The sequence below is a fragment of the Desulfuromusa ferrireducens genome, from assembly GCF_055389805.1.
The window spans coordinates 3348496-3375168 of sequence record NZ_AP042415.1; the positions used below are offsets into that span (position 1 = coordinate 3348496).

Here is a 26673-nt window from a genome sequence, read left to right on the forward strand (position 1 = left end):
GGAACGTCCATGCCCAAGCGTACAGACATTAAAAAGATTCTGATTATCGGTGCCGGCCCGATCATTATCGGTCAGGCCTGTGAATTCGATTATTCGGGAACCCAGGCGTGTAAAGCCCTGAAAGAGGAGGGCTACGAAGTCATCCTGCTGAATTCAAATCCGGCGACCATTATGACCGATCCTGACTTTGCCGATCGGACGTACGTCGAACCAGTTACCCCGGAAGTTCTGGCCAAAATCATCGAAAAGGAACGCCCGGATGCCGTGCTGCCGACCCTTGGTGGCCAGACTGCCCTTAATACGGCTGTTGCCGTTGCTGAAATGGGCATTCTGGATAAGTTCGGTGTCGAACTTATCGGTGCCAAGCTCGGCCCGATCAAAAAAGCGGAAGATCGCACTCTGTTTAAAGCGGCGATGGAAAAAATCGGTCTTGCTGTGCCCCGTTCCGGTCTGGCGCATAGTCATAAAGAAGCGATGGAGGTCATTGAGTCGGTCGGTTTCCCTGCGATCATCAGGCCTTCTTTTACGCTCGGTGGCACCGGGGGCGGGATTGCCTACAATCTCGAAGAATACGAGCGGATGGTCATGGCAGGCATTGATGCCTCACCAACCGACGAGGTGCTGGTTGAAGAATCGGTAATCGGCTGGAAAGAGTACGAACTGGAAGTCATGCGCGACATGGCCGACAACGTCGTCATTATCTGCTCGATTGAAAACTTTGACGCTATGGGTGTCCACACCGGTGATTCGATCACTGTTGCACCCGCGCAAACCTTGACCGATAAGGAATATCAGATTCTTCGCGATGCTTCGCTAAAGATCATCCGTGAGATCGGCGTTGAGACCGGCGGCTCCAATATCCAGTTCGGGATTAACCCGAAAGACGGTCGTCTGGTGGTCATCGAGATGAACCCGCGCGTTTCCCGCTCCTCGGCGCTGGCCTCAAAAGCAACCGGCTTCCCGATTGCCAAGATTGCCGCCAAATTGTCGGTCGGCTACCTGTTAAACGAGCTCACCAATGATATTACCCGTGAGACGCTGGCCTCCTTTGAGCCGACTATCGATTATGTGGTCACCAAAGTGCCGCGTTTTACCTTTGAAAAGTTTCCGCAAGCGGACGCCACCTTGACGACACAGATGAAATCGGTCGGAGAAGCGATGGCGATCGGTCGGACCTTTAAAGAGAGTCTGCAAAAAGCGCTCCGTTCATTGGAGATAGGTTCGCACGGTTTTGAGAGTCGTCTGTTTGAAACCCCAGGTGACTACCGTCGCACCTTGTCACAAAACGAGTTGGATGAACTGCGCACCAACTTGCGTATTCCCAACTGTGATCGGATGTGGCATCTGGGTGACGCTATTCGCGCCGGTTTTAGCATTGATGAAATTCATCAGCTGACCGGGATCGATCCCTGGTTTTTACATAATATCGAGCAGATCATCGAGATGGAGTCGCTGCTTGTTACGCAGAAAAATCTGATGGCTGCTGGTGATCAGCAATTCATTGATCTACTGCGCGGTGCCAAACAATATGGTTTTTCGGATAAGAGACTGGCGTCTCTTTGGGAAGTGACCGAAAAGGATGTCCGCGAAATGCGGCATAAATTTTCCGTTCGCCCGGTTTATAAACGCGTCGATACTTGTGGCGCCGAGTTTGAAGCCTTTACTCCGTATCTTTATTCGAGTTACGAAACCGAGTGCGAAGCAGAGCCAACCGATAAGCGCAAAATTATGATTCTGGGTGGCGGCCCTAACAGGATTGGCCAAGGGATCGAGTTCGATTACTGCTGCGTGCATGGGGCATTTTCTCTGGCTGAAGCTGGATTCGAAACCATCATGGTCAACTGTAACCCGGAAACGGTTTCTACCGATTACGACACCTCCGACCGGCTCTATTTTGAACCGTTGACCCTTGAGGATGTCCTGGAAATTGTCGCAATCGAAAAGCCGGAAGGGGTTATCGTTCAGTTTGGTGGCCAAACGCCGTTGAAGTTAGCTGTTGAGCTGGAAAAGTCTGGTGTGCCAATTATCGGAACCTCACCAGATGCCATCGATCGTGCCGAAGATCGTGAACGTTTCCAGGCGCTGCTGCATAAGCTCAACCTGCGCCAGCCAGAAAATGGTCTGGCTCGTTCATTTGAAGAGTCGGAGAAAATCGCGGCCCGGATCGGTTACCCGGTTGTGGTTCGGCCTTCCTACGTCCTCGGCGGGCGGGCGATGGAGATCGTCTACGATGTTGAACGGCTACGCAACTACATGAAGTTTGCCGTTCTGGCGTCACCGGAGCATCCAATTCTGATCGATAAATTTCTTCAGGAAGCGATCGAAGTGGATGTCGATGCTCTCTCTGATGGTACTGATGTCGTCATCGGCGGAATAATGCAGCATATCGAGCAAGCAGGGATTCACTCTGGAGACTCGGCCTGTTCCTTGCCAACCTACTCGCTGTCGCAGGAAATTGTCGCCGAAATTCGTCGCCAGACGATTGAACTGGCTCTCGAACTCAAGGTCATCGGACTGATGAATATCCAGTTCGCTGTTAAAGGGGAGACTATCTACCTGATTGAAGTCAATCCACGTGCAAGTCGAACCGTACCCTTTGTCTCCAAGGCGACCGGACGGCAATTGGCGCAGATCGCTGCCAAGGTGATGGCCGGCCAAACCTTGAGCGAACTTGGCGTCTCAGGCGATATCATCCCGAAGTATATTTCGGTTAAAGAAGCAGTCTTTCCTTTCGTTAAATTTCCAGGAGTTGACACCCTGCTTGGGCCGGAGATGAAATCGACGGGTGAAGTCATGGGGATTGATTACGATTTCGGCAAAGCCTTTGCTAAAGCTCAGCTTGGTGCCGGAGTTAAACTGCCGGAAAGTGGCAAGGTTTTTATCAGCGTCAAGGACTCGGATAAAGAGTTAATACTTAAATCGGTGACAAAACTCATTGCGGCCGGTTTTACCATCGTTGCCACCAGCGGTACGGCTAAATTTCTCGCCGACAAAGACATTGCCGTGGAATACGTCAATAAGGTCAAGGAAGGTCGACCACATTGCGTTGATGCCCTAAAGAGTAAGGAAATATGTATGGTTTTCAATACAACTCTTGGAGCTCAATCGGTAGCGGACTCTTATTCGATCCGACGTTCTGCGCTGATGCAAGAGATTGCGTACTTTACAACCGTCGCTGGAATTGATGCTGTGACTGATGGGATTCTGGCAATGAAGAGAGAAAGTCTTGACGTCACTCCGCTGCAAGAGTATTATTCCGTATCGTAGTTAACTAATACAAACATTAATATAAACAATATGTGGGCGGGTTTTCCCCGCCCACTATTATTTTTTCAGGAGTAAATAAGTATGAACGACACGGTTCCGATGACCGAAGAGAGTCATCAGCGCCTGCAGGAAGAGTTAAAGCAGTTGGTCCGAGTCGAGCGTCCTAAGGTTGTACAGGATATCGCAGAAGCTCGTAGCCATGGCGATCTTTCTGAAAATGCTGAATACGACGCCGCCAAAGATCGCCAGGGATTTGTCGAAGGCCGTATCCTGGAACTCGGCGACAAGATTGCTCGAGCGCAAGTAATCAACCCAGCGACCATCGTCAGCGATAAAATCGTTTTTGGCGCCAAGGTGACCCTTTTTGATATCGACACAGAAAAAGAGGTGACCTACCAGCTTGTTGGCGAAGAAGAAGCTGATATTAAAATCGGTAAGATTTCTGTTACCTCACCGGTCGGCAAGGCCCTGATTGGCCATACTGTCGATGAAGAAGTGAAGATTGTCGTTCCTTCTGGTGTGCGCGTCTACGAAGTCACCAGTATCGAATACAGCTGAGCTGCTTTAATATAGTTGAATGGCGGGGCGGGTCTTTTGACTCTGCCCCGTTTTTCTTGCATTTTATGAGTTCTTCTGTGACAATTCGTACAATTTTAAACATTTCACTTACCAAATAAATTCAATTAATGGAGAAAATAATGGGCCAGAAGATTACCAAAGATATGACCTTTCACCAGGCACTGCAAATGAGCCCGGAAGTTGCCAGGGTCCTCGGTGAATTCAATCTCGGCTGTGTCGGCTGCATGGGGGCGATGAACGAAACTCTCGAACAGGGCGCACGGGCCCATGGACTTGATGTTGAAGATATCCTCACTGCTCTGAACGCTATTTTCGAAAACTGAGCCGGGCAGATGCCCTCTGCCATTTCAACGACAGAAAACCATTCTGCACTGAACCTCTCATTGGGTAACATTCGCGGCGTCGGTCCGCGAATGTTACCCAAGCTTGAAAAGCTCGGCCTGAAAACGGTCGAAGATGCCCTCTATCATCTCCCGTTACGTTACGAAGACCGTCGGCAACTTAAGTCTATTTCCCAACTGCGTGCCGGTCAGCAAGAGGTTTTTGTCGGCAGGGTCCTAGCGGCTGGAGAAGCAAAAACCGCGCGCACTCGCAAGCAGATATATGAAATTATTGTCGGCGATGACAGCGGTCAGATTTCTCTCAAATGGTTTCGTTACCGCAAGCCCTGGTTGCAAAAACTTTTCCCAATCGGCCAGAAATCAGTCTTTATCGGCGAAGTTAAACAGTATGGCGCCACGCGAGAAATCTATCATCCCGATGCTGAACCTCTTCCCGAGGGTGTCGATCCAATGCAGTTATTGGAAAGTGACCCACTTAATTTCGGTCGTATTCTCCCTGTTTATCCCTTAACAGAAGGACTCAGTCAGAAACAATCACGTAAAATCTGGTTTCCACTCGTTGCAGATCATGCCAGGTTTGTCGTTAGTCAGATTCCCACCGACATTCTGCAGCGGCATAAACTGATGCCGCTGACTGACGCGCTCCTTCAGGCGCATTGGCCAGACAAGCAAACGGATCTATTTGCTTTGCAGCAGGGGAGGGATCAGGCTCGTAGTTCTCTGGTTTTCGACGAGTTTTTCTATCTGGAACTTGGTCTCTTATTAAAACGCCAGGGCATACAACTGGAAGAGGGGTTTGCTTTTAAAGTTGAGCACCGTTACACCATCCCGCTGAACAAAATGCTGCCCTTTAAATTGACGGAGGCACAACGTCGGGTGCTGGGCGAAATCAAACAGGACATGATGTCTGCCCATCCCATGAACCGCTTGTTACAAGGGGATGTTGGCAGCGGTAAAACCTTGGTTGCTTTGATGGCGGCGCTGATCGCGATTGAAAATGATGCCCAGGTCGCAATTGTTGCACCGACCGAGATTCTCGCCGAACAACACTTTGCCACCTTTCATGGATGGCTTGAACAGTTGGGACTTAGGTCACTGCTTCTACAGGGAAGTATGAAGGCTTCCGATAAAAAGGTAGCGTTAGAGAAAATTGCTACTGGCGAAGTCGATCTGGTCGTCGGTACCCATGCGATTCTACAGGAAGGGGTTGAATTTAAACGCCTTGGTCTGGGAATTGTCGACGAGCAGCATCGCTTCGGTGTAAAGCAACGCAGTATCCTCAAGCACAAAGGATGTAATCCCGACATTCTCGTGATGACCGCAACGCCGATTCCACGCACGCTGTCTTTGACCCTTTATGGCGACCTTTCTATTTCGGTCATTGATCAACTTCCACCGGGGCGCAAGCCAGTGACAACGCAAATCTATAGTGGCTGGCAACGCAGCAAAGCTTACGCGCAGATCCGCGAAGAACTAGAGCAGGGCAGGCAGGCCTATATTGTTTATCCGTTGGTCGAAGAATCAGAAAAGTCTGATCTGCAGGCCGCTACCGAAGCGGCAACACAGTTGGCCAACGAGGTTTTTCCGCAGGCCCGCATTGGACTACTGCATGGTAGATTAAAAGCAGCAGAAAAAGATTTAGTCATGTCTGCTTTTCGCCGCAAAGAACTTGATCTTTTGGTGGCGACCACGGTTATTGAAGTTGGTGTCGATGTGCCGAATGCGACAGTGATGATGATCGAGCACGCTGATCGTTTCGGGCTGGCTCAATTGCACCAGTTACGCGGACGGGTCGGTCGGGGAGCCGACAAAAGCCATTGCCTGTTAGTCCCATCAGAACATTATAGTGAAGATGCTCGCAAACGTTTGCAGGTCATGGTCGAGACAGAAGATGGCTTTCGTATCGCTGAGACTGACCTGGAAATTCGCGGCCCGGGAGAATTCCTTGGTACCCGGCAGGCAGGATTGCCAGATTTTCGGGTTGCCAATCTTTTACGTGATGCCCGCATTCTAGAAACTGCTCGTCAGGAAGCCCTCGATTATCTTGAGAAAACGGATATGCTAAATGATCCCGCAGCAAATCAAGTCAAAGCAGAATTACTCCGCCGTTGGGGCGGTCGACTGGAACTTGCTGGTATCGGCTGATATGCTTACATCTCATTAAGTTGGGAGGTTTCTATGCAAGCGATCCGTGTTCATAAGTTTGGCGATCCCAGTGTCATGCAGCTCCAGGAAGTCGCGCTGCTCCCACCGGTGGCAAATCAGCTACACATCGATATCAAATCAATAGGTGTCAACCCGGTTGACACCTATATCCGTGCTGGGATTTATCCCGTCAGTCCACAATTACCCTATACCCCTGGATTCGATGCTGCTGGGGTGGTTATCGCTGTCGGCCCAGAGGTTAAACACCGAAAGGTTGGTGACCGGGTCTATTGTTTTGGCAGCGATACCGGTTGCTATGCCGAACAGCTGCTGGCGAAGGAAACAAACTGTTATCAGTTGCCGGATAATGTCAGTTTTAATGCTGGTGCCGCGCTGGGCGTTCCTTATTCGACTGCCTATTTCGCAATTTTTTATCGAGCGCAGGTACTGCCTGGAGAGACCATATTGGTTCATGGTGCCAGTGGCGCTGTCGGTCTGGCGGCATTGCAGATGGCCAGTGCCAATGGCATCCGTGCTATTGGCACTGCGGGGACTCCCGCGGGACTCAAACTAATCAAGCAGCAGGGAGCTGTTGCTGCACTTGATCACAGCAAACCAGACTATTGTGATGAAATTGATGAATTAACCTGTGGCCAGGGCGTTAATGTCATTTTGGAAATGTTGGCCAACATCAACCTGGCAAAGGATCTCAATCTGCTGGCAAAATTTGGTCGGGTCGTGGTTATCGGTACTCGCGGCAGCATCGAGATTGATCCACGCGCGATCATGGGACGTAACGCCGCTATTTTAGGAATGTCATTGTTCAATACGACAGAGAAAGAGTTATTCTGCATCCATTCGGCACTGCGAGCCGGGATGGAAAATGGTTCGCTAGCGCCAGTGATCAATGCTGAAATGCCTCTTGTGGACGCTGCTCAGGCGCATATGAAGGTGATGGAATCGGGGGCAAAGGGAAAAATCGTACTGATCCCTTGAGAGGTCTCAGTACATTCATTTTAAAGTTACAGAATTTAAAAAATAGCTTAGTTGACATAATATATATTATGCGACGTTAAATATGCGTCATCCCGTAGTGGGGTCTTTCAATGACCTCGCTATTTCAATACCTGCAAGACACCCTCAAGGTCAATCACCTCGATGATGGCCAACTCGAAGTAACCGTAACTCTCCCACGAGAACACTATCACCACTATGCACAGCTGCTCGATTCCCTCACCGGATTCGTCCAGATCATCAATCGAGAGTCAAAACTTGCCAAGTCTCGTGCTGCTGCTGATTCAGAGATATTCGCCCAGGAAGCAAAACAAAACTTAGAGAGATATTACGCACGCCTGGTCGAAGCGTACGACCTCTACCTTTCTCAGGGACTTAAACGCAATGCTGCTATCAAGCAGATATCCGCTGATCTACGTGCAGAGAAGCATCCTTGGAGTTCCCCCGATCTCGTTAGACCGTCACTTATAGAGGCAGGTCGTGGTGGCCAGCCCGGGCGACCCCGGAGGCAACCATGAGCCAAGCCTCCTTGTTTGAAGCTCCTGCCTCTGGATTTAATAATAGTTCTAAATGTCTGACAGAACCTTTGGCGGATGAGGATAACCAGTATTTATGTAGTCCTAACGATCTTGAACAGTGGCAACGGGATATTTATTTTTCCTGCGTCGATGAAACTTCTGTTGGTGTCACCGTCAACCTGTATCCCTCCGGTGAGATTTCCAGCGGCTACTTCTCCCCGAAACGCGCTTCTTTAAAACCGAAAGGCGCAAAACGTGGAAAACGCTGTACCGATGATTTAACCGATGAGGCTCGAAAGAAAATCAGGCGTGTTGGTCGAAACGTAAAAACTCCCTTCATAACGATGCTGACACTCACCTTTGATCCCAAAATCGCTGATCTAAACGACGATGGCACCGTCAACCATGATTACGCCAACAAAGAGAAAGAACGCTTCCTCAATACCCTGTCTAAACGATATGCCCGATTAGCAGAGGTCTCAGGAAAACCTGAACTTCAGCTTGAATATACCTGTGTCGCAGAGATCCAACCTCAGACGGGCAATATCCATTATCACCTTCTGACAAACAAGTATTTCAACCTCCGTTATCTGGGTGATATCTGGAAACAATCCTCCAATTCTGTCGATGTAAAAAAGCTCAAGGGCGATTCAATCCGCTGCATTCGTTATCTGCTCAAATACGTCACTAAAGAACAGAAAGACAATCCCTACGGCAACCAGATTTACGGTAACCGCTATTCAATTTCGCAGGGACTTCGAGATGAGGCAAAGCCAGTAACCTTCAGGGCTTGCGGCTCCCAATATCGTCGAACCGTTCAAACTTATATCGATAAAAACGTAAATACCCTGCTGCATGGCAAGGGATTCGTTTGCGATTACGGTTTTTGGGTTCCACCTCCATCCAGGCAGAAAGACGGTCTGAAAAACATCGAACAGCTGGAATTCTTATTCGGTATGGCAAGTCAACTTGCTCAGGCTGGTGACGATACTCTCCTTCTGCATCTCTTAACTGAGGGATACGGAAAAACCTCAAACAATGAAAGGAAAAATCATGAAAAAATCGACGAATTTGGTGAAAGAGGAAATCAAGTATCATCAAACAAAGAATCTACAGAAAATAGCCTATCGTCTTGTTATACAACTTCAAACCGTCCGCGAAGAGATACCGGATTCGAAAATCGATCAGGTCGCACAGACACTAGCATCCCTTTTTGAACAGTCGGGCAATGGCGGCTTTTTACAGTGTGCTGTTGCAGAAGAGCTTGAATGCTTGGGACAGGCAAAACTGCTTGTTAACCCCCCTTCCCCAGTCGGCGCTTTTGAGATTTTAACTGGAAGCGAAGCGGCAATGGATGCGCCACCCATGGCTCAATAATCGTAGAAAGCAAGGGTGCCAACTGGTCGACTTCTCGCCCCTGCGAGAGGAAGACCAAGAGGCACTGCGCGGCCGGAGCGCGTTTGCGCTTCGGAGTGCAGCATGTTAATGCGCAACGACCAGAAGAAATCTATTTGACCCTTCCAGTGAATTTCAGAACTCAACAGCGAATTCAATATCGGCTTTTTCTGAATCAAAAACAGACAGGGCAAAAGGCAGTCCCCATGTGTAGAGATCGCGAATTGTATAATCCTTTCCGGGTACTGCTCCTCCTTCGATAAGGGAATTTTCAACATTTTTGGCCATAACCAGAAGAAGGTCTTCAAGTTTCGTCGCATCTGTTTTTCTTACTTTTCTCAACAATCGATCTGCCATTTTGCTCTCCTTGTATTCTCTGTTATGAAGTATTTGCTGTCCTAAGCATATACCTATTTTAGTTGAGTAATCAAGGGTAGAATTTCTGTAAGTAGCTGATAGTAAAGCGCTTTACTCTTTTTTTTCGTATTTGTCGATCTTGTCACGGTAGAAAAGAGGCACACGATTTACCGTTGACACGGGTGTGACACCATTGTATATTCCGAAAAACAAAGGAGATCGCATGCCAATAGCAGAAGGTAAAAAACGATATTATTTAACGCTCGATCAAGAAAGTATGGATCGGGCACAGGAGCTTGTTAAAGAGCTGAAACTCCCTAAGCAGACCGTTTCTCTTGTCATCGACGAATATTTACGTAGCGGGCTTATTCCTCGTCTGGCCAATACTCTTGAGAAAAAACGTTCTGGAGAGCAACTAACCTTTAGCGATATTTGCATTTCTGTCGGTGATTCCGTTTTGGTGACAGATGGAGACCAGCGAGGTGCAGTTGGTGAATTATGGGTTAGTGGTCCTTCGGATGATGATTCAGAGAACACAGTTGACTAAAGAAGGGTTTGAAAATTAGAATCGCGACCAGAAGAACTACCAGATATTGGTAACGCCAATTACCAACAATGGTATTTAGGTCAGGCAAACATTAGAGAAAAAGCCCCCCAGAGCGCCAACTCTGAGAGGCTTTAAAAGGCGAAACCCCAGAGCGCCAACTCCGAGGTTTCAATAAAAAATCCACACAACCGACTAAAGTTTCAGGGGATTTTCTGTGATGTTATCGTGTATATCGGGAGGTGTCAATCCCTCTCCCTGCCCTTTCTTAGCCACATTTAGGTTAACGTTACCACCCTATATATTATGCGACGTTGATAATGTAGCAAACCCATGCGGGGTCTGTCCATTGGTCGAAACGTCAAAACCCCGTTCAAGACTATGTTAACCCTTACATTCGATCCGAAAATCTCTGATTTAAATGATGATGGGACCGTCAATCATGACTACGCCAACAAAGAGAAAGAACGCTTCCTCAATACCCTGTCGAAGAAATACGCTCGATTAGCAGACGTCACCGGGAAACCTGAACATCAGCTTGAATATACCTGTGTCGCTGAGATCCAACCGCTATCCGGCAATATCCATTACCACCTGCTGACCAATAAATATTTCAACATCCGTTATCTGGTTGATATCTGGAAACAATCTTCCAATTCCGTCGATGTCAAAAGACTCAGGGGCGATTCGTTCCGCTGCATCCGCTACCTGCTCAAATACGTCACTAAAGAACAGAAAGATAATTTTTACGGCAACCGTATTTATGGCAATCGCTACTCCATCTCTCAAGGGCTACGAGATGAAGCAAAGCCAGAAACCTTCAGGGCTTGCGGCTCACAATATCGGCGAACCGTTCAAACCTATATCGATAAAAATGTAAATGTCCTCCTGCATGGCAAGGGATTCGTTTGCGATTACGGTTTCTGGGTTCCACCTCCGTCCAGGCAGAAAGACGGTCTCAAAAATATAGAACAGTTGGAGTTTTTATTCGGAATGGCAAGTCAACTTGCTCAGGCTGGTGACAATACTCTCCTTCTGCATCTCCTTACTGAGGGATACGGAAAACACCCCAACAATGAAAGGCAAAATCATGAGCAAAGAAAAAATCAAATATCATCAGACAAAAAATCTACAGAAAATAGCCTATCGTCTAGTTGTTCAGCTTCAAACCGTCCGGAAAGAGATTCCGGATTCGAAAATCGATCAGGTGGCACAGACCATAGCATCCCTTTTTGAACAGTCAGGCAATGGCGGTTTTTTCCAGTGTGCTGTTGCAGACGAGCTAGAATGCTTAGGACAACCAAAACTGCTTGTTAATTCGTCTCTTCCTGTTAGCCATGCCGACCAAAACTAGTACCGCCCTCCCCTGATTAGGCGGCCGCAAGCCGAGCGACCGGGGGACCCGCAGGCCCGCGGCTTTTTGCGGGTTTGTGGGGGATGGAGCGAACCTGATCACGGTAGAAGCTCCCTTTTAGGGACGCTTCAGCAAAGCCGTTAGGCGAGCGTTATTAAGGGGAGGAAGGGGGAATTAAGGTATTTTTTTTAGTAGTTTCAAGGATAAAGTTACAATTGCCACACTTGAACCCATTGGGGGTTTGCCTTATTGATTGTCGACAGGTTGGGCACCGTGGCGGATCTACACGCTGGTTATTGAGCATGGCAATGACTCCAATGTTATCGAGTGTTTTACTTGTCGCACCATATCAACATAAACATGCCTATGCAACGAGAATGTGTAAGCTCTAACAATGGAAACGTAGTCCCCTTAAATCAAAAATAAATTTGACGGATATATCCTCCCGTGATAGTTATGTCACAGTTGATGCACGTAGGAAACACATAGAAAGGGTCGGCCAAAATGACGGGAAAAAATAAAACTAGGGTAGTTCTCTCTATTGATGAGGATGTTTGGAAGGAATTTAAGGAAAATATCAAGAAAGGTGGATATCCTCGGGGGACGGCATCTTGGTTTGTTCAGCAGAAACTTGAATCGATAAATTTACAACTTGAGGTCGTTGGAGAATCTCCAGAGCTTGACATGCTGTCTGCTGTAAAATTAAAATAGCCACAACTTTATGTACCACTAATGGTAACGCCAATTACCACCAATGGTAATCAGATCAGGTAAACATTAGAGAAAAAGCCCCTCAGAGCGCCAACTCCGAGAGGCTTTAAAAGACGAAACCCCAGAGCGCCAACTCCGAGGTTTCAATAAAAAACCACCCCAACTCGCTAAAGTTTAAGAGGATTTTCAGTGATTGTAATGCGTATATCGAGAGGTGTCAATCCCTCTCCCTGCCCTGCCACATCATTAAAATGTCTATCGACAGAACACCTATTATGCGACGTTAGATATTCTCGCGGGGGGCTGTCCATGACCTCGCCCGTACAACGAAGTAAAAGTCCTTACTTTTCTGAAGTAAAAGTACAAACACACTTCTTCATTCATTAGATTTATAGTGAGATTTTACATACGGAACCGATGGAAGCATCATCGCCTCCATCCTTTGCCGCGCGAGTGCAGTTATCCAGTTGTATTAAGGCACCCAGCGGACAGGGACTCAATTACAGGAAGCGGATCTGCTGTGATATACCCTGAGGCACGGCAACAAAATGGTTGGGCCGTCTCATCACATGTTGTGTTGGATAGGGTAAAGACTTAAAGCACACCCTCCCCTTCAGCAGAAAATCATTCTCATATATTGAGATTTAATTTTCGCACCCAGACATTTGAAACATAAAATTGGCGCTTTCGCTTTGCTGTGATTTCAACAGCAAAGCCAACGCTTAAGCAATTTGAGAGACTGCTCGTACCTGCTGTTGGCACGCAATGACGCAGAATCATTCGTGGCAGCGCTGCTGAACCGCAGCTTTGTTTTGTGGATAGGACCGTAGTTAAAAAAGAAAACTCCCACCCTGTTTCGCAAGAACGTTCCTGTTCCACAGGAAAATTCCTGTGGAACAGGGGCGCTCACCTCATTTTTAGTACCAATCAACCTATTGAAACTAATAAGAAATATCAATTATCTTTGCTTTGGCACGTCTAGTGCTTAGTTACCTGTGAAATACATTCTGTGGAACAATCAAACCGCTCTAACGCCTCTAAGCCATGAAGACAATGAAGAGCTACGCTCGGTCGTAGAATGTGCCGTTGGTGATCTTGAAACAGCATTAACTTAATAACCTATCACCATAACAAATTTAACAACGGAGTAAGTTATGTCATGGACAGCAAGAATGGTAGCAGCAATCAGCATTATGATGGTTTTCTACTCACCAGTATTAGCTGAGACTGGCGCAAGAGGTGATCGCAGTAATGCTCTGATTTGGCTTTTTTTGGGTATTTGTGGACTGATTATGTTTTTGCAAATTGTTCCAGTTGTTAGGTTGGCTTTTAGATTGGTTAAAGGGGACTTCGGCAAGAAAGAATCAATGGAAGATGAACTACAAACCGCGACAAACAAGTACAGCTAAGAGATCAGATCTGTTTGGTAAGTGTCATTGATGTGGTCTGGTTGGGAAGAAGAATTGGACGACCACTCAGAGTCGCATGTATCACATTGATCGAGAAGGTCATAGCAAAGCCTGAACTGATAGCGTTTGAACGCGCCTCAGATTGGTCGTTAAGTGGATGGGGTATGATTGGAATAATTAAGCAGGAAACGGAATCATCACGACATGAGTTAAGTCGTATCCAGCAGCAGATAGGGCAAGAAAGCCAAACCCTTTCGCGCCGAGGACTTGGGGCCATCCTACTATTTATCCTCATCAGCATGGGGGCTTTCCTGTTGAGAGATTTTGATTTGTTCTCCTCAGTTTCTGAATCGGTTCGTCAGTTCCTCGGTTATCCCCCGCCGTCATTTATGGTGAGTGTTGCCTTGGTAACCTATTGTTTCTCCGTTTTGATGATTGATCTGATGCAGATGGATAGTGAAGTTGAACCGCAGCCGAAATGGTCACATCTCGGTTATCGGGCGGCATTTTACTTCTTTTATGCAGTCTCTGGAGCTTTGACACAACACTTTTTGGCGGTGTTTTTTATTGGGTTACTTCTTTATGGAGTGGAACAGGTTTGCATTATGGTTTATTGCAGGCGGCTTGCTTATCGGAAGAGGAGATTTTGGGCAAGCGCTAAGCATGTTTCAAAGCTTCGCTAAAAGGACTATCTCTGGGAGATGGGACAAATCCATTTTTTGTTGGTTCTGCCGCTGTTGTGGGCCTGTAACGCAGATTGAGTAAACAGTTCTGGCGGCGGGTGTCATATATTGTGACTTAACGGAGGCTGCAACCAAATCAGGAGCAGCCTCCGTGGTTTCATGCCTCCTGGTTCTGTTCTTCAAATTCCTTATCAAGCTTTGCTGCCAGCCTGTAAACCGTAGCTCTAGAAACGGTAATCCATTTGGGGTGTTTCAAAATGGATGAGTGAGATTTAAGTCATGAAATTTTACAGACATGCCCGAATCCCAGGAATAAATATAATTATTTCACAGATTAGGCCTGTCACACCCTTCCCCACCATGATCAGCCCTTCACAATATTCAAAATTGTAAATTTTATATCGCTTGATCAAAATAACTCATCTCGAGTTACTGGAAGTGGCGACTTACAGTAAAACTCCATATGGACTACCCCCCCTTAACTAGACACCTGCTGCCTGTTTTCAAACTTCTGCTCAAATGCTTCTGGGGTCATGCCGCCAAGATGGCTATGTCGCCGATTACGATTGTATAACACTTCGATGTAATCAAAAACATCCATGCGTGCTTCGTCATGGTTTCTGTAAATCTGCTTACGAATGCGTTCCTTCTTTAGGCTGCTGAAAAAAGATTCCGCGACTGCATTATCATAACAATTACCACGCCGACTCATGCTGACTGGCAAATTATGCTGTTCGCAGAATCGTGACCATTCATCGCTGCTGTATTGTGACCCTTGATCAGAGTGAAGAACGACCTGATTCTTGGATTGTCTCCGCCAAACGGCCATCAGTAAAGCATCCAGCACCAGTTCCTTTTCAAGCGTTGCTTTCATTGATCAACCAACAACCTTACGGGCATATAAATCGAGAACCGTGGCGAGGTAAAGCCAACCCTGCCAAGTTCGAATGTAGGTGATGTCCGTCACCCATGCGGCGTTCGGGCTATCAACAGTAAATTGCTGCTCAAGTTGGTTTGGAACCGCCATGTGAGGCTTACTATAACGATACCTTGGTTTTTTATATCCACGCAAAGCTCGTATCTTATTTTTACGCATGATCTTGGCCACACGGTTGATGCCACAGCCTTCCCCTGCCTCCCTTAGATCCGCATAGACCCGGCGACTGCCATAGGTGCAGCCACTGGCCTCATAGGAGGCGCGAATCAGGCCAAGGAGCCGCAAATCCTCCTTGGCCCGGCCAGACACAGGCTTATGAGTCCAAGCGTAAAAGCCCGAGCGATGAATTTTCAGAGCCCGGCACATAGTTTTGATGCCAAAACTCTCGCGGTGCTCATCAATGAACGCGTACTTTACTCTGACTCCCTTGCAAAGTACGCGGCGGCCTTTTTTAGTATTTCACGCTCCTCCTGAGTTCGCCGAAGCTCAGCCTTGAGCTTAAGAATCTCCCGTTTGGCTTCCAGAAGTTCTTCGTCTTTGCTCTTTGTCGGAGATGGTTTTGCTGCCTGGACCCACTTGTACAAACTATGCGTCGATACCCCTAGTCGCTCGGATATCTCCTTGACGGAATAGCCTCGTTCCAGCACCTGGCGGATTGCTTCTTCTCGAAATTCCTTGGGATACTGCTGGTTGCTCATTGTCACCTCCGCAAAATCTAATTCTACCTTAGGAGGTGCCTAGCGTTTTGAGGGCAGTCCATCCAGGAGGATCACATGAGCAACAAGCGTTACACCGAAGAATTTAAGATTGAAGCCGTCAAGCAAATCACTGAACGCGGCTATTCGGTTCAGGAAGTTGCGAATCGTTTAGGCACAACAACTCACAGCCTCTATGCATGGCGCAAGAAGTACGACCACGGCCCACAAAAGGCTGCTGAATTGGATGATCAGCAAGCTGAGATCAGGCAGCTACGCAACGAACTTAAACGCGTCACTGAAGAACGAGATATTCTAAAAAAGGCCACCGCATACTTCGCCAAAGAGTCCCTGTGAGGTATGCCTTTATCCGGGCGCAACAGGATGTTTTTGCTACGCGCAACCTGTGCCGCATGATGAATGTTCATCGTAGCGGTTACTATGCCTGGACCAACCAGCCTAAGTCAGCTCGGCAAAAAGACGACGAAAGACTGTTGGGACTCATCAAACAATTCTGGCTGGAGAGCGGTTGCATCTACGGCTACCGAAAAATTCATCTCGATCTTTGCGAACATGGTGAAACATGCGGACCTAACCGTGTTGCCAGATTGATGAAGCTGGCTGGACTTAAAGCGCAGGTTGGCTACAAAAAGCCTCGGTTCAAGAGCGGCAAACCAGCTATTTTTGCCGAGAACCATCTCAATCAAGACTTTGATGTTCAAGAACCCAATCAAGTCTGGGTAACGGACACCCTAGTTCATCAATAGTTGGCACTCATCGCAGTTACCCGGTCATTGGGCCTGATTAGCACTAATCAGGTCGGATTTTAATTTACAGCAATGTCCTTGACCTCCCAGAAAGGTTTGATAAATCTTTTATGAAGTCTAAATTAATCGACGGAGGAAGTGATGACGAAACAATTGAAAAACGTGTTGTTGTTGATGGTATTTGCTGTAATCGGATCGGTTCTGGTGTTGCCGCAAGGAATTTATGCCCACTGCCAGATCCCATGTGGGATTTATGATGACCATGCCCGAGTTCAATTGATGCTCGAAGATGTCACAACCATTGAAAAGTCAGTGAAGTTAATTGTCGAGTTATCAGGCAAGTCCGATGCACAGTCTCAGAATCAATTGGTTCGTTGGGTAATGAATAAAGAAAAACATGCTCAAAATATCATTTCTACAATTAGCGATTATTTTTTGACGCAGCGAGTCAAGTCGGATCAAAAGGACTATGCTGAACGTTTGATAAAGCACCATGCAGTAATCGTTGCGGCAATGAATGCCAAGCAAAATGCTGACATGAAATATGCGAAAAACCTAAAGGAAAGTATTGAGGCTCTGGCTATTTATTATCCCGAACACAAGCACTAAATGCACAAGATGCCATCGGTTAAAGTCGGCGCACAAATTCGCCTGGTTTGCCAGAATCATTGAAACGGACGATATAATACCATCCATAAAAAAAACGGCCCAATCTGACTTCAAATGGTTGGGCCGTTTTTATGTCTTGTGCTGGAATAATGCCCTGCTACAAACCCCGAATTCAAGCCCCAGTTCCTACCTGAAATTTCGTACATACGAAATTTTATAACAACACTTTACGCACCCGAATGTATAAAATTTAAGCAATGAGGACCAGCCCGCGTCCAGCAGTCCATAACATCACCCAAACAGCGCTTTATACACAATTTATCCAACAGCACACAAAATGGCCTCTCAAATCCCACTCAAGCAATCTTATTGGGGCTAACGCAGAATTCGGAAAAATCGTACGCTAAGCGTGTCATTACAACAACTGGGTACGATCTGTAGCCGGAAAAGTTTGCCGGAAATGCAGCTACCCGGCCATTGCCTTTGAAGCCCAGCGGAACGAAAACGTACGCTAAGGATTCAGAAAAAAGTCACAACAAAGTGGAAAGGCCGGTTTTCTTTTCCAAAAAGGGGGTAGTGAACATAAAGTTAGAATTTTTGAGACGCTTTACTGAAGGCTGAGATCATTTATATAACTCAAGAGTATTTACGAAAGTAGTGAGGTCAGAGTAATCTCGCTCCGTGACACTTTATGTCTCAACTGGAGCGGGGGTAAATAGCCAAAATTAATATTAGTTGCCCAGCCCTCCTATCGCACCATTTATTCCTGCAACCACACTGAAACAGACCTGCCCTTACAGCGGAAACATCCCCAGCCATCAGCGTTTGTCTGGATCTTTTCGGGGACATGTTCTGTGATGTCGTAAAAGACGGAATTGGCCCGGCAAACGTTCATCCACTTGTGTCCATCCGAACCATTGCTCAAAATAACTGCCATGGCTCCTGGATGTTCAGCATTACCCAGGCGGGTCCATCCTATTGTGTTTCTATGATCGAAATAGTCATACTGAACCCCGAAACCGTAAGCCTTGCGCGCCCATAGAAATTTATCTATTAACCACCGGTGGGAATAGAGAAGAACATCATAGTCTCCACGGCAATTGGGATACCTTGCGCCATAGTAATCTGCATAAAAAACACACGGGAAGCCATCACCCCGTAGAAGAATAAGGGCATAAGCAAGAGGTTTGAACCAGGGTTCCACAGGAGATTCCAGCTTCTGGCAAGGCTGACTGTCATGGTTTTCAACAAAAGTCACTGCTAGCGCTGGTTGTTCCTTCACTAAAGTTCCATCGAATATGGACTGCATGTCAAATCCCGCCCCCATGCGACTGGCCGCATGGAGTTTGTAGTGCAGCGGAACGTCGAAAAGGGACATGACGCCACCACTCTGGCTTATGTACCGATGCAGATTTTCCACTTTCCCAGACCAATATTCCCCCACGCTGAATAGTTCCCGCCCACCGAAGTGGTTTCGAAGGTGATTGAGCCAATCCCGGAAGAAACTGGAACGAATGTGTTTAACAGCATCTATGCGGAACCCATCGACATTGGTGACGTCAATAAACCATCGGCCCCAGTACATCAGTTCGCCGCGCACCTGGTCTTCCCCCATATCGAGGTCACTGGCCATGAGGTAATCATAGTTGCCATACTCTTGGCTGACCTCGGTTTCAAAACCCCGTGCTTTCAACCGATACAGTTTGGATGAATCGCGGGTTACGGCATTGTAACTGACAGCATCAAAATGCCACCAATGCCACTTCATACTTGAGTAAATATTTCCCCTACCCGGAAAATTGAATCCCGTCCAGGCAGATATCGGGTGCCAGTCACTCCTGGTGATATTCCGGTTATTCCAGTCAACCTCCTGGGCCCACACTTCTTCTATGAAATCCCCTCCATTCTTGTGATTGAAAACGACATCCGCATAGACATTCATCCCGCTGGCCTGAACGGTTTCAACTGCTTCTAGCAGTTCGTCTTTGCTCCCATATTTTGTTTTAACGGTATTTTGTTGATCGAACTCGCCAAGGTCGAAAAGATCATAGACCCCATAGCCCACGTCATATCCTCCACTGTGCCCCTTATAGGCCGGAGGGAACCAAACGGCGGTAATCCCTTGGTCCGCAAGCTCACTAGCCTTATTCTTTAATTCCTTCCAAAGATTTCCATCCGAGTGGCTATACCAGTGAAAAAACTGAAAAATCACCCCGTTTTCAATGGACATGAATTCCTCCTCTAGTTGCCACGGCAAAGACCCGTCGCTTTCTGCTCTTCCCTCTCACGAGAATTGGCTTTATCGGGTTTATCGATATTATTGTGATATATTTACGTCTATCAGGACTTAATGAGATTGCAAGAGCCTGCGAACATGAAACAAACGAATATTACTCAGTCAATTAGAGGGAATTTCCGTCTCGAAACTATGAAGTTGATTGACAACTGACTGGCGGAATCGGCAAAAACCTATCTGCGAAATTCCCCAACCAGCCAATTTTGCCGTCCACTCAATACGACAGCTACCCATCTAACCGAAATCACAAAGCAAATCCCAACCAGGCTATCTCGTAAGTCGTACCAAAACTCAACACCTTTCTAACTAACTGAAAATACTTCAAGTCGAAAAGTCGATTTTGAACAGAAAAATTCGGGTATTTTGCGAAAATGGGTCTTTGGATATGGGGTTCATTTCAAAAAATCCTTCAGTGAAATATGAACCTGAGAGGGAGAGAGGATTCGAGATATGAACGGACAAAGGATTGGATACGCTCGCGTCAGCACTACCGACCTAGATCTCAGCCTGCAAAGAGACAGACTGGCAGACTGCGATAAAGTTTTTGAGGAGAAGGCATCGGGAGCCAGGGGAACTGTAAGACCTGCGCTTGAGGAGGCCATGAACTATGTCAGGGACGGAGATGTTTTTGTTGTCACCAAACTAGATCGGCTTGCCCGTTCCGTCCTTGAACTGATGCAGATTACCCAGATTCTCCAAGATAAAAAATGTGACCTTCAGGCTCTCGATCAAGAACTTGATACTTCAACGCCGACAGGCCGCTTGATCTTTCATGTTCTTGCCGTGATCGGCGAGTTTGAGCGTGAACTGATCACCGAACGGGCCAGAGAAGGTCGTGAACGAGCAATGGCTGCCGGAGTGAAATTCGGTCGGAAACCGAAATTGTCAAAACGGAAAGAGCAAGAGCTGCTAAATATGCTTGAATCGGTGGTCATCAGCAAGGAAGAATTGGCCCGCCAGTTTAACGTTTCCAGGGCAACGGTTTACCGGCTGGCAGCGAAACTTGATAAAGAGTTTGAAGATCAGGCTCAGGCAATCTGAAAGCTGTGAGGCTGCACCAAAAATGGTAGCAGCCTCCACTTAACTCACGATATATGAGACCTGCCCGCACTAAAAGTAAAAAGGCCCCGACTCGAATGAATCGGGGCCTTTTTATAGGTATGCAATGGGAGCTACTTTTTAGCCTTTCGACGATAAAGAGCAAGGCCAGCTAAACCGCCGCCAAGAAGGAAAATTGTTGAGGGTTCTGGAACCGGGGCGACATAGATTCCAGCCCAACTTTCATCACCGTTGTCCATACTGGCATTAATTGCCAGCCGACCATTGCGGAAACCATCCCGCTCAATACCGAGGGAGATAATAGGCAGCCCCTCTGCCATTGAATCGAGCCGTCCACCGTCCATTCCAGTGGTGAGAATGGTGAATAGATCATCGTAAACGAACTGATCGGTCACATCCATCGCTCCGTAAAGGCCTGACTCACCAGATGTGGAAAGGGCCTTGAATACAAGATCATTACCGTCAAGCGCAAGAAACGCGGACGAGCGCCAGCGTGCCCCTTCGGCTTCGTCGGTGTCATCACCGTTCCCGGCGTCCTCCGGCTTACCCGAGAAATTCCAGAACAGGAAGTCCTCGTAAAGGTCTCCGGTCTGGGCAACTAGAAAGAGGTCTTCCGTCACTGTATCCGCGAGGAAGATGCCCTGGTTTTTTATGACATCAAAAGTATATATCCCGTCGTTGGCTGTGCCGTTGTCATCTTGTCCTTTGCATGCAGCAGACAAGGAGCTGTTGCCGTCGGATCTGCACTCGACCGTTTTTTCAAAGGTATCCTCCCCCCAACCAGCCCAGAAGCCAACGTATCGGCCATCGAACGACAAGCCTTCTCCAAAAGTGTTTAAGGTGTAGTTCTCGGCCTTGGGAACCTTAGTATTAAAACCGGCGACCGTTGTCAGGCTAGCGTTTTCAACAAGATCGGCCATGAATATTCCGCCCGCTGTTGGGGCAGCTTCATTGTCGAGCCCAGTGAAGACCATTTTGCCTGCCGCAGCGCTCGGCGGAGCCGTTGAATCGAATTTGGCAGCTACCGTCCCTTGCGGCAGGGCAGCAGTCGGGATTTCATCGCCCCTTCTGGCGATCTCGACAACTGGTGATTCGCCGTTGGCGGCGGTCAGGTCCCTATAATAGACCCCAGTCTGTCCAATACCGTCGGAATTAGTCCAGTTTCCCTTGAAGGTAATGACGTTGCCGGTTGGGGATGGTGCGCCGGGATACTGCTCAAAACGGGTATCTGTTTGATTCGGGACCAGGTAGGCAGGGAAGCCCTTTTCGGCTTCAATATTTCGTATCCCCGTACTCAAGCTGCCATCTGCGGAGCCAACATAAAGTCCTGAAGTGCCGCTACGGGTTTCCTCCTCTTCGCCTAGGATGACGTTCCACGAGGGCTGCGATTGCCCCCGGAAGGCCAGGGTATCAGACGAGGCGTCTATCCTGGAAAAGGAAGGGAATTCATTGAAAGTCGCCGGACCGGGCTTTTCAATGTTGTTGGGGGACGGAATTTCACCCTTCTTCTCGGCGATTGCGATGACCGGTGCGCTGGCCACTGACATGTCTCGGGTGAATATGCCACTGGTTGTGCCGCCGTTGCCATCGTCGTCCGTCTTAGCTCGCGCCCGGAAGACGACGGTTCCGGCATCATTGATCGAAGGTTGGTTGTAGCTGAAGAAGGTCTTTTTTCCCGAAACCGGTGCAACAGTTTTGTTGTTGACTACTGTCGTCCAGTCAGAAAAGGATGTTGCGTGGACCGTGGCTAACGGCATAAACAGAATTGAGATAAACAAGCAAACAAACAGAGTATTTTTCTTGTAAGGCCATGCACGCTGAAAACCTGTACTGTTTTTATACAGTATTTCATTCATTGTCTTGCCCCCTTGGATAAAATAAGATGGATCTTCATGGTTTCCCTGAAGCTACATTCTTTTCATTTAAGGGATTTACATTTGCGACACTCGAAAGGATAGACCTGGTAGGTGGGTGCAGGTTTTGGCCTAATGAGGGAAGATTGTTACTCTAGACCGTCGTACGCAGGATTATTCTGCTGTCTGACCGATTCTGGTCAGAAGAGAATCAGCCCCCCCCCCTCCTTTCGCATGGCTGTGGATAGAATCATGGGCGTGTACATAGCCAGTAAACTGCGCAGACCTCTGTTGTTTAAGCAGGAACCATGCCGTCTTGATTCCTAGTAATTGAGGGTAGTTAGAGAGAGGGAGCGGCGGTTAACTTTTTGTGTAAAGAAAGTCGACTCTATATCCGGCTCGAAACGAGCCTGCCTCGCCGATTCGCCAGCGCAACATGCTTAGTGGATATACATTCCGCAAATCTTAGAAGATGTGATGGGCTAATCTTCTCAAATGTATGGAGTTGATCGACAACCGACTGGCTGAATCGGCAAAAACCTATCGGCGAAATCCCCAAGCCAGCCAATTTAGCCGTCAACTCAATACGACAGCTACCCATCTAACCAAAATCACAAAGCAAATTCCAACTAGGCTATCTCGTAAGTCGTACCAAAACTCAACACCTTTCTAACTAACTGAAAATACTTCAAGTCGAAAAGTCGATTTTGACCAGAAAAATTCGGGTATTTTGCGAAAATGAGCCTTTGGGGATGGGGAATCATTTCAAAAATCTTCAGTGAAATAGGAACCTGAGAGGGAGAGAGGATTTGGGATATGAACGGTCAAAGGATTGGATACGCTCGCGTCAGCACAAACAGCCAAGACCTCAGTCTGCAAAGAGATAGGCTGGCAGACTGCGATAAGATTTTTGAGGAGAAAGCATCGGGAGCCAGGGGAACCGTAAGACCTGCTCTTGAAGAGGCCATGAACTACGTCAGGGAGGGAGATTTTTTTGTTGTCACCAAGTTGGATCGACTCGCCCGCTCCGTTCTTGAACTGATGCAGATCACCCAAGTCCTTCAGGATAAAAAATGTGACCTACAGGTTCTGGATCAGGAACTTGATACTTCAACCCCGACCGACCGCCTGATCTTTCACGTTCTGGCAGTGATTGGTGAGTTTGAGCGCGAACTGATAACCGAAAGGGCCAAAGAGGGACGAGAACGAGCAATGGCAGCGGGGGGTAAATTCGGGCGCAAGCCAAAGCTATCAAAGCGGAAAGCGCGTGAACTGCTTGAGATGCTGGAAACTGTAGTCATGAGCAAGGAGGATCTGGCTCGCCAGTTCAATGTATCAAGGGCAACGGTTTACAGACTGGCGGCGAAGCTAGACAGGGATTTTATTGAGCAGGTTCAGCAGGGTTGAAAGCATGGAGGCTGTGCCTCAATTTGGCAGCAGCCTCCACTTAAGTCACGAGTTGAGGAACTTTTTGCCCGAACTGGCCTTCTCCATAATTAGGATATTTGAGAACAAGTCAATTTCCCCTGCCGATAAAGGATAGCCACTAAAGAAATCTGGCATTGGTCAAATCCGCCATGGATATGTGCAAACCCGATGCGTAAGGGCTGTGACTTTTTTTGTCACAGCCCTTACGTATTCTTCTTGGCATCGAAAGGAGAATAAAAACAACAATGATAATCAGAGAAATGCGCGACCCAACCTTAGAGAAAAACATTGGTAAAACTAAAAAAAGGATTCAGAAGTTCATAGCCAACCACTATGCTGCATATCAAAGTGAATATCCACAAAAGAGCCGCAGTGAGATCGTTTCCCAACTCCATAAGGATTTTTGGGAGGAAATTGAACAGGGGGGAAGAAAAATGATATATACACCATCCACAGGAACCCAGAGTTGGCAAGCATTTCTAGCGGACCCTGAAAAACAATGGAAAACAGGCTATTCAGCAAAAGCTCTCGCCTATTGTTGGGAGGAGGCTTCAGGCTTCCCTAAGGAGATACAAGAACTTTTCGATCATGCTGACAGCGGCGACTTTGTTGACATTGTTCCTGCCTTGGTTTTTCCAGAACACAAAGTTCCCCTGCCCGGCGGCAGTACCCAGTCGCAAAATGATGCTTTTGTTCTCGCGAGAACGCCCGACGAACTCGTTTCTATAACGATAGAGGGAAAGGTTTCAGAACCGTTCGGCGAAACACTTGGAAAGTGGAACACACAAACCAAAGGAAAAATTGAGCGTCTGGCCTACCTCAAAAAGCAGCTTGGCTTGACCGGTGACATCAATCCGAACATTCGCTATCAGTTACTCCACAGAACAGCATCTGCAATCATTGAAGCAAAGCGTTTTCATGCAACTAAGGCTGTCATGATCGTACATTCTTTTAGCCAAGAAAACGAGTGGCTTGAGGACTATCAGGCTTTTGTTCAGTTGTATGGGAAAGAAGCAGGCATTGGTGAACTTGTCCATGTGACAACTAGCATGGGGATCGATCTCTACCTTGGCTGGGCAAAAGGCGAAGCCCGTTACTTAAAAGTCTAACAGGGGCTTCGATTCGATCATTAGTTCTCCTCGCTCGCTCAAAAGTTAAAAGGATCGTACGGAATTTAGAAGTTTTGAGATTGGACCGCTTGCAACTACATTTGACACACCTCTGCCTGAATAGACTGATTGACTTGTGGCGTGCGCAACGGCAGTCAGATAGTGCTATAATAAACACATAGGATGTTTTAGGTTCGCTAACCCCAACAAGGAGGTTTGCCTATCGAAACTACGCCCGATTCAATGATGAGTACTACACTGCAACCGGCGACCATTGAGCGCCGGAAGAGCCCGTGATCAGGGAAACTCGCAGAATATAAAGAAGGCCCGCGCGACAAGTGGCGGGCCTTTCGCTATTAGGGACGATTTGATGTGTGAAAACTACTATTTTCGAGATTAAGAATAGCCTGTTCTGCTAGTGGTGATTCACTAGCTGATCAAACAATTACTGCTCACCACCCCTGGCGAACGACTCATACGTCCTGATTTAGGTTTCGGCTTACATGTTCTGACGCTCGCCTGAAGTCACAACATTTGAAATGGGAGAATGGCTACTTAACTCATGTCGATTCATGACCGGTTCATCGAGCAAGGGGGTGGTCTCCTTACCGACAACTCGTAAAGCCTGCTTGCCGGTTTGCACTGTCAACTCCGGCGCCGTCCTGGTTACTGTTTTAAAGCACTGTGAGAGTCCAGAAACTAGGACGGTAAAACATAAGGTCAAAGCGACCAGTATGACTCGGTTCATAGGGACCTCACTTTAAGTCGGCGCAACGGCCTCGACACAAATGCTCTCCCGGACCGGGCAATTCTCCGCCTGTCCAAGAAAAATGTGCCGGTAGCTAACATACATAACAGCCGGGACGTAGATGATCAAAGGGATAGCCAACAGACTGTTGATCTTGTCTAAAACAGCAACTAGCAATAGCAGCGAACCAATCACACTTCCAAGCGGAATGATATTCAGACGCATGGTTACCAAACCGGTACGGAAACACTTCGAAAAATCATGGGAAGTGAACAGGCATAAGGGAAGCGCAAACCAGAACACAAGACCCAGACCAAACAGGGAAAAGGAAAACTCGACCTGGTTGATTGCCCAGTTGTTTAGCAGCCCCTGCAGATCCCATAAGTACGCGTAGTCGATAGACAAGCGCCCTGATGCTGCCGACAAGGCTTTAGCATAAGAAATAGCGGCGGTTACCAAGGAAATTCCGATAAAGATTGAGAGTACCGCCTGGATGTTTTTCAGTGCGGCAAAACAAAGCCCTACCGAGACCTCTCCCTTATCAACTCCCTGCATACAGATGATCAATGTCGCAAGGACCGGCAAGGAGATAAGAGCCCTAACGAAGTTATAATATTCCGCAGGAACCGGCGCTGACACGAAGGAGATCGCAAATAAAATGGTAACCCATAGGGAAGGCCCCCTGAAAACCAGGACGAACGCTTCTTTGAGCCAGAGCTTCCAGCTGCTATTTTCGACTTTTTGAGGAGTGATAGACATTTTACTTTTCTGACTTCTTCAGTTGCTGTTGTTTGCTCTACAGATATGGCTATTAGACCTTAACTAAATGCAAAAAGCAAAAAATCCGCCACTGAT

At 47.5% G+C, this 26673-nt stretch carries 21 protein-coding genes and 2 pseudogenes; 17 read left to right on the forward strand and 6 right to left on the reverse strand.

Features of this window, described 5'->3' with window-relative positions; translation table 11 throughout:
* Positions 1–9: 9 nt before the first annotated feature.
* From carB to ACZ5PT_RS15115, 7 genes are all read left to right on the forward strand, one after another.
* Positions 10–3267: a carbamoyl-phosphate synthase large subunit gene (gene carB / locus ACZ5PT_RS15085; protein ID WP_464263853.1), complete on the forward strand. Its 3258-nt coding sequence runs from the start codon at positions 10–12 to the stop codon at positions 3265–3267.
* Between the two features lie 81 nt (positions 3268–3348).
* Positions 3349–3825 carry a transcription elongation factor GreA gene (greA, locus tag ACZ5PT_RS15090; RefSeq protein ID WP_464263854.1) on the forward strand — a complete coding sequence of 159 codons (477 nt, stop codon included), beginning with the start codon at positions 3349–3351 and terminating at the stop codon, positions 3823–3825.
* 140 nt (positions 3826–3965) lie between these two features.
* Positions 3966–4169 (forward strand): DUF1858 domain-containing protein, encoded by a 204-nt coding sequence (locus ACZ5PT_RS15095; RefSeq protein WP_464263855.1) that lies wholly within the window; start codon positions 3966–3968, stop codon positions 4167–4169.
* Positions 4170–4178: 9 nt separating this feature from the next.
* Positions 4179–6332, forward strand: coding sequence for an ATP-dependent DNA helicase RecG (recG, locus tag ACZ5PT_RS15100; RefSeq protein WP_464263856.1), 2154 nt, complete (start codon positions 4179–4181; stop codon positions 6330–6332).
* 33 nt (positions 6333–6365) lie between these two features.
* Complete coding sequence (locus tag ACZ5PT_RS15105; RefSeq protein WP_464263857.1) at positions 6366–7328, forward strand: NADPH:quinone reductase; 963 nt, start codon at positions 6366–6368, stop codon at positions 7326–7328.
* A 110-nt stretch (positions 7329–7438) separates the two neighbouring features.
* Positions 7439–7864 (forward strand): hypothetical protein, encoded by a 426-nt coding sequence (locus ACZ5PT_RS15110; protein WP_464263858.1) that lies wholly within the window; start codon positions 7439–7441, stop codon positions 7862–7864.
* Positions 7861–9081: a rolling circle replication-associated protein gene (locus ACZ5PT_RS15115; protein WP_464263859.1), complete on the forward strand. Its 1221-nt coding sequence runs from the start codon at positions 7861–7863 to the stop codon at positions 9079–9081. The genes ACZ5PT_RS15110 and ACZ5PT_RS15115 overlap by 4 nt, the downstream gene beginning before the upstream one ends.
* Positions 9082–9394: 313 nt before the next feature.
* Here ACZ5PT_RS15115 and ACZ5PT_RS15120 read toward each other — a convergent pair whose 3' ends face one another.
* Positions 9395–9616 (reverse strand): hypothetical protein, encoded by a 222-nt coding sequence (locus ACZ5PT_RS15120; protein ID WP_464263860.1) that lies wholly within the window; start codon positions 9614–9616, stop codon positions 9395–9397.
* A gap of 223 nt (positions 9617–9839) precedes the next feature.
* On the opposite strand from ACZ5PT_RS15120, the gene ACZ5PT_RS15125 reads away from it, so the two are divergent.
* The 5 genes from ACZ5PT_RS15125 to ACZ5PT_RS15145 all read left to right on the forward strand — a co-directional run bounded on the left by ACZ5PT_RS15125 (position 9840) and on the right by ACZ5PT_RS15145 (position 14317).
* Complete coding sequence (locus ACZ5PT_RS15125) at positions 9840–10163, forward strand: hypothetical protein (RefSeq protein WP_464263861.1); 324 nt, start codon at positions 9840–9842, stop codon at positions 10161–10163.
* 378 nt (positions 10164–10541) lie between these two features.
* The gene (locus tag ACZ5PT_RS15130; protein ID WP_464263862.1) at positions 10542–11396 is read left to right on the forward strand and encodes a rolling circle replication-associated protein; all 855 of its coding nucleotides are present in this window, start codon (positions 10542–10544) and stop codon (positions 11394–11396) included.
* Between the two features lie 622 nt (positions 11397–12018).
* Positions 12019–12225, forward strand: coding sequence for a hypothetical protein (locus ACZ5PT_RS15135; RefSeq protein WP_464263863.1), 207 nt, complete (start codon positions 12019–12021; stop codon positions 12223–12225).
* 1154 nt (positions 12226–13379) lie between these two features.
* Complete coding sequence (locus ACZ5PT_RS15140; RefSeq protein ID WP_464263864.1) at positions 13380–13634, forward strand: hypothetical protein; 255 nt, start codon at positions 13380–13382, stop codon at positions 13632–13634.
* An 86-nt stretch (positions 13635–13720) separates the two neighbouring features.
* Positions 13721–14317 carry a hypothetical protein gene (locus ACZ5PT_RS15145; RefSeq protein ID WP_464263865.1) on the forward strand — a complete coding sequence of 199 codons (597 nt, stop codon included), beginning with the start codon at positions 13721–13723 and terminating at the stop codon, positions 14315–14317.
* Positions 14318–14795: 478 nt separating this feature from the next.
* Here the strand turns inward: ACZ5PT_RS15145 and ACZ5PT_RS15150 are convergent.
* A pseudogene (locus ACZ5PT_RS15150) lies at positions 14796–15952 on the reverse strand (IS3 family transposase).
* Positions 15953–16027: 75 nt separating this feature from the next.
* Here ACZ5PT_RS15150 and ACZ5PT_RS15155 point away from each other — a divergent pair.
* Positions 16028–16698, forward strand: a pseudogene (locus ACZ5PT_RS15155) (IS3 family transposase); the annotation flags it as partial.
* A 159-nt stretch (positions 16699–16857) separates the two neighbouring features.
* Positions 16858–17325 (forward strand): superoxide dismutase, Ni, encoded by a 468-nt coding sequence (locus tag ACZ5PT_RS15160; RefSeq protein ID WP_464263866.1) that lies wholly within the window; start codon positions 16858–16860, stop codon positions 17323–17325.
* Between the two features lie 760 nt (positions 17326–18085).
* On the opposite strand, the gene ACZ5PT_RS15165 is transcribed toward ACZ5PT_RS15160, so the two are convergent.
* Positions 18086–19555, reverse strand: a complete 1470-nt coding sequence (locus ACZ5PT_RS15165) for an alpha-amylase (protein ID WP_464263867.1) — start codon at positions 19553–19555, stop codon at positions 18086–18088.
* A 516-nt stretch (positions 19556–20071) separates the two neighbouring features.
* On the opposite strand from ACZ5PT_RS15165, the gene ACZ5PT_RS15170 reads away from it, so the two are divergent.
* Positions 20072–20662 (forward strand): recombinase family protein, encoded by a 591-nt coding sequence (locus ACZ5PT_RS15170; protein WP_464263868.1) that lies wholly within the window; start codon positions 20072–20074, stop codon positions 20660–20662.
* 131 nt (positions 20663–20793) lie between these two features.
* Here ACZ5PT_RS15170 and ACZ5PT_RS15175 read toward each other — a convergent pair whose 3' ends face one another.
* Complete coding sequence (locus ACZ5PT_RS15175) at positions 20794–22536, reverse strand: PEP-CTERM sorting domain-containing protein (RefSeq protein WP_464263869.1); 1743 nt, start codon at positions 22534–22536, stop codon at positions 20794–20796.
* Positions 22537–23349: 813 nt separating this feature from the next.
* Between ACZ5PT_RS15175 and ACZ5PT_RS15180 the strand changes: the two genes are divergently transcribed.
* A complete protein-coding gene (locus ACZ5PT_RS15180) occupies positions 23350–23940 on the forward strand; it encodes a recombinase family protein (protein WP_464263870.1) in 591 nt (196 codons plus the stop codon).
* Between the two features lie 266 nt (positions 23941–24206).
* On the forward strand, positions 24207–25070 hold the full coding sequence (locus ACZ5PT_RS15185; RefSeq protein WP_464263871.1) for a DUF6946 family protein: 864 nt from the start codon (positions 24207–24209) through the stop codon (positions 25068–25070).
* Positions 25071–25569: 499 nt separating this feature from the next.
* Here the strand turns inward: ACZ5PT_RS15185 and ACZ5PT_RS15190 are convergent, their stop codons facing one another.
* The gene (locus ACZ5PT_RS15190; protein WP_464263872.1) at positions 25570–25818 is read right to left on the reverse strand and encodes a hypothetical protein; all 249 of its coding nucleotides are present in this window, start codon (positions 25816–25818) and stop codon (positions 25570–25572) included.
* A gap of 12 nt (positions 25819–25830) precedes the next feature.
* Complete coding sequence (locus ACZ5PT_RS15195) at positions 25831–26577, reverse strand: hypothetical protein (protein WP_464263873.1); 747 nt, start codon at positions 26575–26577, stop codon at positions 25831–25833.
* Between the last annotated feature and the right edge of the window lie 96 nt (positions 26578–26673).

Excerpts from the sequence above, each read along its gene's own strand:
- ACZ5PT_RS15140 (WP_464263864.1), top strand. The coding sequence starts at position 13,380 with ATGTCATGGACAGCAAGAATGGTAGCAGCAATCAGCATTATGATGGTT.
- ACZ5PT_RS15130 (WP_464263862.1), top strand. The coding sequence starts at position 10,542 with ATGTTAACCCTTACATTCGATCCGAAAATCTCTGATTTAAATGATGAT.
- ACZ5PT_RS15095 (WP_464263855.1), top strand. The coding sequence starts at position 3,966 with ATGGGCCAGAAGATTACCAAAGATATGACCTTTCACCAGGCACTGCAA.
- ACZ5PT_RS15115 (WP_464263859.1), top strand. The coding sequence starts at position 7,861 with ATGAGCCAAGCCTCCTTGTTTGAAGCTCCTGCCTCTGGATTTAATAAT.
- ACZ5PT_RS15125 (WP_464263861.1), top strand. The coding sequence starts at position 9,840 with ATGCCAATAGCAGAAGGTAAAAAACGATATTATTTAACGCTCGATCAA.
- ACZ5PT_RS15180 (WP_464263870.1), top strand. The coding sequence starts at position 23,350 with ATGAACGGTCAAAGGATTGGATACGCTCGCGTCAGCACAAACAGCCAA.
- greA (WP_464263854.1), top strand. The coding sequence starts at position 3,349 with ATGAACGACACGGTTCCGATGACCGAAGAGAGTCATCAGCGCCTGCAG.
- ACZ5PT_RS15175 (WP_464263869.1), bottom strand. The coding sequence starts at position 22,536 with ATGAATGAAATACTGTATAAAAACAGTACAGGTTTTCAGCGTGCATGG.
- carB (WP_464263853.1), top strand. The coding sequence starts at position 10 with ATGCCCAAGCGTACAGACATTAAAAAGATTCTGATTATCGGTGCCGGC.
- ACZ5PT_RS15185 (WP_464263871.1), top strand. The coding sequence starts at position 24,207 with ATGATAATCAGAGAAATGCGCGACCCAACCTTAGAGAAAAACATTGGT.
- ACZ5PT_RS15160 (WP_464263866.1), top strand. The coding sequence starts at position 16,858 with ATGACGAAACAATTGAAAAACGTGTTGTTGTTGATGGTATTTGCTGTA.
- ACZ5PT_RS15195 (WP_464263873.1), bottom strand. The coding sequence starts at position 26,577 with ATGTCTATCACTCCTCAAAAAGTCGAAAATAGCAGCTGGAAGCTCTGG.
- ACZ5PT_RS15165 (WP_464263867.1), bottom strand. The coding sequence starts at position 19,555 with ATGTCCATTGAAAACGGGGTGATTTTTCAGTTTTTTCACTGGTATAGC.
- ACZ5PT_RS15190 (WP_464263872.1), bottom strand. The coding sequence starts at position 25,818 with ATGAACCGAGTCATACTGGTCGCTTTGACCTTATGTTTTACCGTCCTA.
- ACZ5PT_RS15105 (WP_464263857.1), top strand. The coding sequence starts at position 6,366 with ATGCAAGCGATCCGTGTTCATAAGTTTGGCGATCCCAGTGTCATGCAG.
- ACZ5PT_RS15120 (WP_464263860.1), bottom strand. The coding sequence starts at position 9,616 with ATGGCAGATCGATTGTTGAGAAAAGTAAGAAAAACAGATGCGACGAAA.
- ACZ5PT_RS15135 (WP_464263863.1), top strand. The coding sequence starts at position 12,019 with ATGACGGGAAAAAATAAAACTAGGGTAGTTCTCTCTATTGATGAGGAT.
- ACZ5PT_RS15110 (WP_464263858.1), top strand. The coding sequence starts at position 7,439 with ATGACCTCGCTATTTCAATACCTGCAAGACACCCTCAAGGTCAATCAC.
- recG (WP_464263856.1), top strand. The coding sequence starts at position 4,179 with ATGCCCTCTGCCATTTCAACGACAGAAAACCATTCTGCACTGAACCTC.
- ACZ5PT_RS15170 (WP_464263868.1), top strand. The coding sequence starts at position 20,072 with ATGAACGGACAAAGGATTGGATACGCTCGCGTCAGCACTACCGACCTA.